This is a genomic window from Halobellus salinus, from assembly GCF_014646875.1.
Classification (GTDB): Archaea; Halobacteriota; Halobacteria; order Halobacteriales; family Haloferacaceae; genus Haloquadratum; species Haloquadratum salinum.
This window is the reverse complement of record NZ_BMOC01000032.1, coordinates 1-11,404: the sequence shown is the minus strand read 5'-3', so window position 1 is coordinate 11,404 and position 11,404 is coordinate 1. Positions and strand designations below refer to the sequence as shown.

Sequence of the window (11,404 nt, the reverse complement as noted above, 5' to 3'; positions counted from 1 at the left end):
GATCTCGTCGAGATGGTCCATTAGCTACTGTACGACTTTCTGTGCTGAAAGTTCTAACGACTACTATAGCTCTCGAAGAGCCGCCTTATCGAGAGGGGTAATATTGTGCCGAGTGCCATCATCGGTGTAGAAAATAGACGCAGTAACCGACCGATCAGGATATTGGTCGGCGACGACATGGTAGTAGATACTGAGCTGTTTCCGGTATTCACCTTCTGCGTGCGTTGTGAGATCGGTTTTGTAGTCGATGATCTCAACACGGTCAGATGTCACGTGGAGCAAGTCGATGATGCCGCCGATCGTTACCTTCTCGCCGTCGACGGTAAGCGGAAGGAACGCATCGATCTCGGCTCTCGTCTCACCCTCGAGTGAGTCGAGTAACGCCTTGACGTGCTCTTTGTCAGGGTTATCGCCGGTTTCGACTGCTTCACCGAGAACATACCGTTCCGCAAACTCGTGGACGTCTGACCCGAACTCCATTCCCCGGCCGCCGGTATTCCCTTCGAAGACTGCGTCATCGATGAAGGTGTGTGGTGAGTAGCTTGCCGGTCCATCAGGCTCCGGAATATCGACCGTGTAGGTCGAATGCTCGCCGGGTTCTGGGTCGAACGCAGATAGATCGGGGTCGATATCTTCGACATCAACGGGGAGTGAATCGAGGAACGAATTTGGGTCAGTACCGCCAGTCAAAACGACGTGGCTCTCAGCACGCGTGACAGCCACATAGAGAAGCCGACGTTCCTCGTCGTAGTTCTGGGGGAGGCAGCGATTAAGAACGTCAGTCTTCCAGTCGTCGTAGACGTGTGGGACGCCGTGTGCGTCCTCTGAGTACACCTTCCGCTGACGGAGGCCAATCGGGTCGGTGTAGGCGATATCGCTTCCGCTGCCACCGGAAGACGGGAATTTGTTCGCGTTCATATTTGCGAGGATGACAATTGGGTATTCGAGCCCTTTCGTCGCGTGGATCGTCTGGACAGTCACCGCATTCGTCCCAGCCCCGGCATCGACGTCGTGTGTGCTCCCATCAGCAATCGCCTCCTCGATGAATCGGATCAGCTCGCCACGGGTGAACGTCGTCGTCCCGTGAACCGACTGGATAGTGTCGAGAACGACGTCTGCGGTGGGGCCGGAACGGCCGTACTGTTCGAACACGCGCCGAGCGACGCCGCCGAACGTCTCTAGCTCTCGGAGATCCTCTCGGAATGCGACCATAGCTTCGGGGTACGCCTCACGCTCGATGATCGCCTTCGCCTCGTCGATCGTGTAGCCAGCCTCTTCGAGGACCAGTGCCCACCCGCGTTCGGCGTCGCGTTCGAGGATACGCAACCACGCTAACACCAGCTTCGCGGCGTCGGTCCGAAAGACCTCGATCCCACCCTCGTAGGCCATCGGCAGACCGAATTCACTCGCCGTATCGAGCAGATCCCGCCCGAAATCACGGGTTCGCGTCAACACGGCGATGTCGCCGTACTCTGGGGTGCGATACGTGCCGTCGTCGCCTTCGACGGCGTAGGCGTCGTTGTCGACGATCGCGTCGATCTTCTCGAGAATGGCCTCGTGTTCGTCCTCACTCGTGAGCGCCTCGATGTAACTATCGTCTCGGTCTGTATCGGCGGTCAGTGGTGTTACCTGCTCGGAGATAGCCTCCGCATCCAGCGATTCGTTCTTTGTCGCACGGGCAGTCAGCGCGTGGGTAGAGAAGTCCAAGATGGACTGCGTCGAGCGGTAATTCCGCGTCAGTTGCTTGTCGTCGACCGGCGTCGTCGGGAACGTGACTCGATCTGCGTCCCGATTCAACTCCCCGGCAAACCGTTCGAGCCGCTCGTCGAACTCGCGGATGTTGTCGACATCCGCGTACTGGAAACTGTAGATGCTCTGTTTCCAGTCGCCGACCACACAGATGTTGTTCGTGCCGGCGAGCAGCAGCGTGAGTTTGAACTGGATTTCACTGGAGTCCTGGAACTCGTCGACCATCACGTACTCGTACCCCAGCTGCTCTCGAAGGTCGTGATCTTCACACAGAAGTACGAACGCGAACAGCTGGAGGAATCCGAAATTCAGGAAATTCCGCCGAAGCGCAAACGCGAGATAGGCGTGATATACGTCGTGGACGAACCGCTTGAGTGCCGCTCGGTCCTCTTCAAAGACGCGTTCAGCGAGGTCTGCCGGGACTTGCTTGCCATCGCCGCGGATGTCCCACTTTGCGGGCGCCTCCGGGAGATACGTCTTGTCTTCACCATACTGATAGAGCTTCTTTCGAAGCTTCGATTGCTTGCTCCCGCCGTTCCGTGGTTCATTCCGGTCGGTGAACAGTGTCTCGAACGCCTCAAAATCCCCATCGAGGTGTGACTCGCTGTTCCGGTACCAGCCATCCGCAGTGGGGAACACACCCTTTGCGGACAGTTCCTTGATCAGATCGAGTAGCTCCGACGTCTCCGACAGTGCCGTGAAGAACTCGTCATACTCCGGGTGATTATCGATGAACTGGCCGATGAACTCACGAAACAGCGCCTGTTCGATGATTTCGTCTTCGATAATCCGTGTCGAGCCAGTGATCGTCTCATCGATCCCGAGGGACGTCGGTGCGTCGTGTCCGTACTCGTCGAGCAGGTCGTGTGACAGCGAGTGGAACGTTTGGATCGGCGCGTTCGCGAGTTCCCGCATCCCGTACTCGCTGTGACGGACAATCCGCTCTCGCATCTCCTCGGCCGCGTTGTTCGTAAAGGTCACCAACAGCACGTCTTCGGGATCGACGCCGTCTTGGGCCACGATATTTGCGTACCGCCGGGTAACGGTGAACGTCTTCCCGGTGCCAGCACCCGCATCGACGAGATAGAGGCCGTCAATCGCCTCGATGAGCTCGCGTTGCTCCGGGTTCGGGTCGACACCGCTCATTGTTCACCCTCCAGGAGGAGATCCCGGTTGTCTACCCGCCGGTAGTTCGGCTCACCGGCGAGTCCCTCGATTGGGAACGCCTCGTCGCCAGTGCGGCGCCGATTGAGTTCCGCCAGTCGCTCGTCGACAAACGATTCGAACGCATCGAGATCGGTTTTGAAGAACGCACCCTTCTGCCGGTCGACGATTGCTCGCATCACCTGCTTGCTCCCCGTCGTCACGTACTTGTACTCGCCAATCTCGGCTTCGAGTCGATCAATCATCATCTCTCCGAACTCCGATTCGATGAGTTCATCGCTGTCAGTGGTTTCGACAAGCGGCGCAGCATCGAAGAGCGCGGCGTATGTCTGATAGTCGATCTTCGAGAGGATCTTCTGGCACTTCTGTGCCCCCTCCTCACGGAGATACTCGAAGAACTCCTCACGTTGCACGTGCTCGGTGAGCGATTCAGGGTAGTATGTTACAGTCGTCAACGCGTCGTCGATGTCGGCGTCGCCGGCGATCACGTCGTCGACGAGTTCGGTGACGTAGAAGAAGGTGAACGAGAGTTGGTCACCCGGACGTTGTGATCGCCAATAGGTGAGATAGAGTGCTGCCTGAAAGTCAGGCTCGTCTGTCGGCTCGTCAATCGCTGCGTGTTTGACGATCGAGGTGGCGCTGCTCTCGCTACCGCTCTTGTAGTCGAGCAGGTCTCGCTCCGACTGAACGAGATCGATCATTCCGTTGATGCCCAGTTCTTCATCAGTAAATCGGCGTTCAGTCACGGGGGAGTCGACATCCCGATCGAAGTGAGCAGCGACGGCATTATCACCGCCACTGGACGGCGTCAGAAACGCGCCCTCAGTCGGCTGGTTCGCGTCAAGATATGAGACGATCGTTTCGAGGCTAGCACGATATTCAGTGCGCCGGGTCCGTTCGTCGACGGAGCGAACCAGCGGACTGACGTCCTCAAGCATGAGTTCGACGACCTCCGATAGTGTGTCTTCGCCAACCGCGTCCGGATGGTTGACGTAGAACTCCGCAAAGTCATGGAGTAGGTTTCCCTCGGTGAGATACGCCTTCTCCGGACCGTCGACGATCCGGCTGAAGTAGTAGTCCCGCGGTGAGTTCACGTAGGTGTTGAGACTCGACTTGCTGATCGTCTCGACCGGGTCGGAACTCACGCCGACGGGGTCGTTCTCGAACCCGTCACCAGCTCGTGCTGCGGATTGGATCTGATGACTTGTCGAACGCAGATCGGAGAACCGGTCGTACTCCGGTTCGAGGAGCTCTTCGAAGTACAGGCATGGCGTAACGGGTGATCCGCCGGTCGCGTCTTGGACGAGATAGTGTTGCTGGCTGCCGCTCTGTAACAGCAGCTGGAAGCTCTTGAGATTCCTGGTGAACTGGGCGTCCTGGTCGACCCACGGACGGCGTGGTGCCGAGTGGGTCCAGCGGTCGTCGAGCCCCAGGTAGAAGACAACCTCACGACCCACGTACGACGCCGATTTCGCGTCGGCAAGCAGGACGCCGTCGTTCTCTCGGTCGACAGGGACCTCGTAGGTCTGGAGATAGAACGACAAATCGTCGAGGCGCGCTTCTGTAATAGATTCGTCGGCGATAGTGAGTGTCTCCAGTTCCTCGCGGAAGGCGTCAAGCGTGTCGTCGGCGTGGCGTTCAAACACTGAGAGCGCGTCCGAGAACGTGTACTCTTGGACATCATGGCAGAAGTCGATTAGCCACTTAAGGTCTCCATCGTCAAGTTCGTGCAGTCGCTTGTTTGTGTCAGCGTCGTCGATGTCGCAATCGAAAACCGTCAACAGCGACCGGATCTCGCTTATTCGGGTATCAGTCCCCCGGTGGGCGGTCCGGAGGAGGTGGAGGAACAACCGGTGTTCGCTGCGATCTGTGAATCCCGGCCCGCCGAAAAACGGGATATCGGCCGCTTCGAGCGCGGACTCGATAAGCGGTGAGTACTCGCTTTCCTGGTCGAGAACAATCCCGACGTTATCAGCGTTCTCGCCATCGACGGAATCGACGATGGTCTCGACGATCGCCGTCGGCGAATCGTGTATACGGAACGGCGGGAGCTCGAACTCGGTATCAGCGAAGAGGTCGACCGTGTCGTACTCGGCAGGCAGATACGCGCGTTCGAGTTGGGTGAGCATCGCCGGTTCGACGACGACCACGTCGAGATTCGAATCGATGGTCTCGTTTGTGAGCTTCATCGAGGCGGTCTCGAGTTCCGCGATTCGCTCCACAGCTCGTTCGGTGGTGTCGTCGACGTAGCCGTCGTACTCGAAAATAGCGTCGTGTGACCCTCGGTGTTCCCAACACTGGAGGATATTCCCAACCGCGTATGCACAGCGCTTCCAGGAGAAGTCCTCGTGATCAAGCATACCAAGGAAAGCGAGACGGTCCTCGGACTCTTGGCGTCGACCTACTGCAAGTCGGCGTGGTGGGATCGCGAACGGACCGAGATGCGAACGATCGAGGTGGCGGTTGAGAGCACTTGCAAGTGGCCCATCCGGAGTAATCACCCGGTCGTACGATTGAACCTCTTCGTAGAGTTGGCCTGGCGATTTGGCGCGGGGAAATGGCACGCACAGAGAAGGTCAGCGATGTCGGTTAAATCTTTGTCAGAATCTCTCTTTACTTTGCGTGGGGGTCCACCGTACAGCCGATTCAAAACGATATCCGCTTTGTTGTTCCCGACCATCTTTACCCTGCCTAAGAAGACGGAAGGAATGTTCTCCGTCACCTGGAGAAGAAAGTCCTCCGAACCCCCGTTGTAGACCCTAGAAACTCGGAAAATAGGGGATTAGGGGACCTCACAAGCTATAAGTGAAATGGAAGGGAACATTTTACTAATGAGCCTTTGGAGGGTTCAGCGGGAAAAAGAGACATATACGGACCTCAGCCGTAGTCTCAACCAAACCCTCAAAGCCATCTCCATCATCCGGCTCAACGCCATCGACCGCTATGGCTGGGACAGGCTCCAACAACAACTTGAGGACACCCAGGAAATTATCGACCGCCTGCTCGAAATTTCCCACGATCCCTACTATACGGACGAAGAACTCCAGCCGCTCTACTCCGGCGTGAAAGACGCCTGGCTCGACTCCGACGACACTATCCGCCCCCACCTCGATCAGATTAACACTCATCTCCAAGATCTTCAGGAAAGTTCTCAACCCTCCCAGGCACTGTCGGACACTGAATTCGACATCCTCAAAGACAAGTTAGAGGACATCCGCGACGTCGCCAACGAAACCGTCGAAGAGAACAAACAGGCACTGCGAGGAAACTTTGCCTAACACGGTCGACCAGGAATTCACCGACCTCGAACACCGCCGAGACTACATATCCACCCGTCTCGCTGACGACGGCGTTCCCACCCCAGACAACGTCTTCAACCCGTTGCTCGCCGATTTCGACGACCTACTTGACGAAATCCAGTACGACATCGAAACCCTTTCTGAACTCTCCGACAACACTGACGACTTCTACGAGGAGATCTGTAACGACCTCTGGGACGCCCACAGCAAACTCCAGAAAATCGAGAAGATCATCTCCTACTACGAACTCCACACCATCCAGGTAACGGACAGCACGGCAGTCTTCGACAACGTCCGCACTGTCGTCGATGAACTCTGCCACCCGCTCGGAATCGACTTCGACATCATTCCCATCCACTGGAACCAGACCGCTCTCGTCCGAATTGTTCCGACAACCGTATACGGCCTCTGGCTCCCCCGCAACGTCTCCACAGCGTCGTTCACCGAGTTTGCCCCATTGATCGGGCACGAGATCGGGCACGTCACCATGGATTACCGGGACAGCTACACTCTACCAGATGCCGTCAATCAGGAGCGAAGACGGATCGCTGGCGAATTCGATAATCGCGAACAAACCGTTGCCGATGCTCTCAGAGACTGGTACGAAGAACTCTATTGCGACACCGTTGGAACACTTATGTTCGGCCCCGCATACGCGGTCAGCCTCACCCGGCGCCTGTTCTCCGATAATCCGTATAAACTAACTCCCTCTATTCATAGAGAACATCAGCACCCGCCGGACGCCCTCCGCTACCACCACGTCATGAACATTCTGGCTGACGACTACCCGGATGAACTCCACTGCCTCGCCCACGAACACACCGCCACATTCCGGGACCACCTAAACAAGCTCTCTTCCAAGCGCACCCCGACCTACACAGACTGGTGGAACGACCAGTTCCTTAACGCGATAATCGACGACGCCAAACAGTTCTTCACCCCCGATACCGAGCAGCTCTCCACAGCATTGATCCATCCGGAAACAGACATATCTGAGACCGTTACCAAGCGTACCCGCATCAACCAGGATCTCCTCAATACAGACTAGAACGGAAGATACTGAATCTCGTTACATTTCTCGAACATCTTCGCCAGCTCTGTCGCCAGATCCGTCGAGATTGGTGGCCGCATATTCACACTACCCGGCGACCCCCAATTCAAGAAGGATAAGCGGAATACATCCTGTGTCAATGCGGTTATATCCCAGTCACAATTCGCAGCCGCCAACGTACAGCTCGTGGCGCGCGGCGTACCCTGCCACACGTACGGATACCCTCCATTCACCACTATCCCGGTCCTGCCACCGATCGTGGTATAGGAACCGGTCGGTGCCTGCAGATCATACGCTTGGTCAAAGATTCGGTGTGGCGTATCGGCATTCACCTCAACCACACCCCATCGCACGTCTTCCGGCAGCGTGCCCTCTTCGACGAGTTCTGGGATCAACTCTCGGATCGCTGATTCCTCGCTGTTTTTCAGAACTCCACCCCGATGGATCACGACCGAGGATATCGTCCCTTTTTCTTGAACGGCTTCCGTAATCTGGCTTCGGAGTGCCGACTTCGTCTCGAACTCCGGCGCGGCAGTACTCTGACCCGCGCTGAACCCGCTCGTCGTCTGCGTGATCACATCCCCGGATTCCCCGTCAAGGGTGACTGCCCCAATCGAGGTCTGCTCAAACCCGTTCACATCGAACCCAATCACGATATCCGTGTGCAGGGGGTCGGCGAGGACGAACGGCCTGACGCCCATCTTGGCCGCAAGTCCCATCGCGACGTTGAACAGGCTGCTATCCCGGTGTTCGTCCAACGCAGATGGGGTGAAGTGCTGGACCGGTTCCCCGTCCACATCATTGACCAGCGAATAATACCGATCGTCAGACTCCTCTGCCAACGCGGCCAGTAAACCGTCGATCTGGTCGCCTTGCTGGGCAACCCAGTCATTCCAGATCCGACGGTCCGTGTATTCGATCGGGCCGACCGGGCCAGGAGCCGTGATTTTCGCATACTGCTGCAAATGCTCTTGGATATCTCGATATGTCTCCTCAGGAACTTCCGGATAGCTGTCCGGATGTGCAAACGCGATATGACGTTCGCCACGTACCCGTGAGACTGGACCGTGTTCGGACAGCAACCGCTGCATCTCGTTCTCCCACTCCCACTTGTCCGGCAGATCGCCGAGTGACTGTGGGTCGAACACATGGCCACCACCAAATTCGAGGGCTGGATATTGGAACCGTTCAATATCCCCGGCCAGTTCGGTGTCTCCAAGACCGAACTGTTGGCCGCCGACCTGTATGAACGATACGTCCCTGGCAAGCGCCCGGATCTCATCTCGCCGCTGAGACGGCGTGATGATCGCAGACTCGTTCAACACGTCATTGCTCCCGGGGGTGCCGTAGAGTAGGGCCGGTGACACGGTGTATTCCTTCGGATTATTCGAATACGTGACCCCGCACAGCGGGTCCGTCTCTTCGACGTCGTCTGCCTGCGGTGCCGGTGACTCAGTATTGAGCTCGTAAATCGTCGAGCCGTACACGGTGTCGTCCATCACTGTCCGGTCTTCGTAGATTGATTCCAGTGTGACATAGCTCGTCCGGGAGCTGAACATGATGAACCGCTCGCCGGTGAACTGCTCCTGTACCGTCTCGATCCCGACTTGGTCGATCCAGTCCTTCAACGATTTTTGAGAGAGGAACTTGAATGTCGGATCGAGAAAGAGCTGGAACTCATTCGCGTATTCTACGGATATCTTGTATCCGAGGTGCATGTTGTAACTGCCTTCAGACGAGTAGGGGGCGTACTGGAATACCCGGTTGTATTTTTCACTCCAGTACCCACGATGCGTAGCGAGAAAGTCTTTGAGCCCTGTTTCGAGGGCTTCTGCAATCACGTCAGGATCGCCGTCCGTATCTGGGTCCCAAGTCGTGGATTCGGTTAGGGTGAGTTGGCTATCGCTGTCAGTAACCTGTGACGGAGGATCGGTCACACCGCAGGCCACAATCTTCCAAGAGTCGCCGTCATGGTACCGGACACCAATCCCACCGGTACTGGACGTTACGTCGTCCTCCAATTGGTCGAGACGATTCCAGGCCGGTGTTGTCGGTTGGGGAGAGATATCATAGATAGCGACGTCAATCTGGGAGACATCGATGGGGAATGCATTCAGATGGCTAGCCATAGTTCAAGATTGTCCGCCCATTGTCAAAATCATACCGGTCGCGTAGGCTGAATGTATCTCAATGACAAATAGTAAAGTGGGTTGGTTGACTCCATCATCGTATGAACACTCTCCCGGACGGCGATAACGGACCGCCGTCTCTTTCCCGCACATTCTCTCCCGAAGAGGTCAACATGGATTTGACCATGTGCGGCCTCCTACCTGAACGAGCAGAAGAGATCGCTCGGTTGTACCGTGAACACGGGAACTGGAACCAGGTCAAGGAGATCTGGTTTGAGGAACGACGTGCGAACCGCAGTACGAAGGGGAGCTCCCAGAAGATATACCGCGTTCTTTCATCACGATTCAAAAACGCACCTGCAACTCTCCCTAATCCAAGTGATCTTCCTGCCGTTTTGGACACCTGTTCGTCATCGCGAGACAAAGCCCAAGTGCTCTACCTCTATCTGGTCGCCGATGATGCGCTCGTTCGATATGCCGTCCACGAATATGCCCGACGCCTTGCGGAGGACTTTCCCGACCCTCTTGACTTCTCTAACGATACACTCACATCTGTCTTGAATCAGTTCGAATACACTGACGAGACACCGTTCGACTATGCGGACTCAACGAAAGAGAGATGGTGCGAAGGACTGCGGTCAGTTATGCGCGAGATCGGCGTTCTGGAGAATCAGCAAATGGTCGTCGGTAATCCACCATCAATAGGAGATACGCCACTCCTCGTCGCAATGGGCTACTCGTATGAGGAAGGCGACGAAGAGTGGTTCGAATCACCAGCTGGGCTCCAATACCTATTCCAGCCGAGTGCCCGTTGGGAGGAACTCTACAATCGAGCAGCAGAGACGGAGGCGTGGGAGTTCGTCGAACTCCATGGAAGTCTCCAACTGCGGCCGACCGACGAACCGTACTCATCGATTACGAGCGAGGGAGCTGAATAATGGTCGACACAACGTGGTTTGAGGACTTACCGGAGGACTTCGAGGAATCGGTACGCATCGACCGCGAGGACCAATCTGCAGACGAGAAACGGCACCGGAAACAAGCCATCGAGTCATATCACGTTACGGCTGACTCCCAGCGGTTCCTCGAAGACTTCGTCAAACGACTGCTCGGCGAAGCAGAGGATATGCGTACGGGGTCGAACTACTGGCTCTACGGTTACTACGGGAGCGGAAAGAGCCACCTCCTAACAGTTCTGGATGGGCTGATGGATACTCAGTGGCTCCAAGACCGCTCCGACGTGGTTTGGAGAAACCTCGTCCCAGATGCGTCGGCGAGCGGAGACCTCGATACGCTCCGAACCCAGTGGGAATCCGTTCATTCCGAATATCACGTCATCCCTGTCTCAGTGAACCTGCTCAAGTATCAGGGTCAGAAGCAACGCAGCTTTAGTGAAATCGTTCTCCGGCACGCCCACCAGAATCCTATTCTCACGGGCGTCAATAACGGAGTTTCGACTGGATTGTCCTCCCAGCTTGACGTCGCATACTTCGAAGACTGGTATCAAACGACCGACGCCTGGCCGGAACGGGAGGATCGAGCTGCATCAGTCGTCGAGGGAGTGACACCGGGTCAACCGCGATACGAGTGGGGAACTGACGGCCTTTGGACCGACGTCCAGGAGTACAGTGCGCTATCCGATGTTGTGCTTCCGAAGCTGTTCGAGGGCGTCACGGGGACACGCGATGGCTACACTGATCTCCAACCCTCGGATATTGACCCAGAAGAGGTTGTCAGTCGACTTGAATCGCTGCGCCAGGAACGTGAAGCGGCGCTTGAGCAACCAGTCAAGCTTGTCCTCCTGCTCGACGAGGTGAGTCTCTTCATTGGGACCGACTTCGAGCGGCTCACCGAACTGCAGACACTCGCGGAAAACGTCGACGACATCGGAGACGGCGACATTCAGCTCGTCGCGACTGCGCAGGCAAAAATCGAAGACGTCCAACCCAAGTTCGCGGCTCACGGGGCCGATTTCAGTATCGTCAAAGACCGGTTCCCGCACCGGTATCAGC

General features: G+C 56.5%; 6 protein-coding genes and 1 pseudogene. 4 read left to right on the top strand and 3 right to left on the bottom strand.

Translation table 11 applies throughout. The features are described from left to right. Positions 1-63: 63 nt before the first annotated feature. Together IEX72_RS14675 and IEX72_RS14670 are read right to left on the bottom strand one after the other, a co-directional pair. A complete protein-coding gene (locus IEX72_RS14675) occupies positions 64-2,895 on the bottom strand; it encodes a UvrD-helicase domain-containing protein (protein WP_188788682.1) in 2,832 nt (943 codons plus the stop codon). Beyond that, on the bottom strand, positions 2,892-5,477 hold the full coding sequence (locus IEX72_RS14670; RefSeq protein ID WP_188788680.1) for a PD-(D/E)XK nuclease family protein: 2,586 nt from the start codon (positions 5,475-5,477) through the stop codon (positions 2,892-2,894). The genes IEX72_RS14675 and IEX72_RS14670 overlap by 4 nt, the downstream gene beginning before the upstream one ends. 267 nt (positions 5,478-5,744) lie before the next feature. Between IEX72_RS14670 and IEX72_RS14665 the strand changes: the two genes are divergently transcribed. Beyond that, entirely contained in the window at positions 5,745-6,191 is a 447-nt protein-coding gene (locus IEX72_RS14665; RefSeq protein ID WP_188788678.1) for a hypothetical protein, read from the top strand. After that, the gene (locus tag IEX72_RS14660) at positions 6,184-7,260 is read left to right on the top strand and encodes a hypothetical protein (protein ID WP_188788676.1); all 1,077 of its coding nucleotides are present in this window, start codon (positions 6,184-6,186) and stop codon (positions 7,258-7,260) included. The genes IEX72_RS14665 and IEX72_RS14660 overlap by 8 nt, the downstream gene beginning before the upstream one ends. Here the strand turns inward: IEX72_RS14660 and IEX72_RS14655 are convergent. Next, positions 7,257-9,392 (bottom strand): Piwi domain-containing protein, encoded by a 2,136-nt coding sequence (locus tag IEX72_RS14655; protein ID WP_188788673.1) that lies wholly within the window; start codon positions 9,390-9,392, stop codon positions 7,257-7,259. The genes IEX72_RS14660 and IEX72_RS14655 overlap by 4 nt on opposite strands. Positions 9,393-9,493: 101 nt before the next feature. On the opposite strand from IEX72_RS14655, the gene IEX72_RS14650 reads away from it, so the two are divergent. Together IEX72_RS14650 and IEX72_RS14645 are read left to right on the top strand one after the other, a co-directional pair. After that, positions 9,494-10,330, top strand: coding sequence for a BrxA family protein (locus IEX72_RS14650; RefSeq protein ID WP_229663860.1), 837 nt, complete (start codon positions 9,494-9,496; stop codon positions 10,328-10,330). Next, positions 10,330-11,404: pseudogene (locus tag IEX72_RS14645) on the top strand (hypothetical protein); the annotation flags it as partial. The gene IEX72_RS14650 and the pseudogene IEX72_RS14645, both read left to right, overlap by 1 nt.

Bases quoted from the DNA above. Each gene is read 5' to 3' on its own strand.
- IEX72_RS14675 (WP_188788682.1), bottom strand. From the start codon at position 2,895: ATGAGCGGTGTCGACCCGAACCCGGAGCAACGCGAGCTCATCGAGGCG.
- IEX72_RS14655 (WP_188788673.1), bottom strand. From the start codon at position 9,392: ATGGCTAGCCATCTGAATGCATTCCCCATCGATGTCTCCCAGATTGAC.
- IEX72_RS14650 (WP_229663860.1), top strand. From the start codon at position 9,494: ATGAACACTCTCCCGGACGGCGATAACGGACCGCCGTCTCTTTCCCGC.
- IEX72_RS14665 (WP_188788678.1), top strand. From the start codon at position 5,745: ATGAGCCTTTGGAGGGTTCAGCGGGAAAAAGAGACATATACGGACCTC.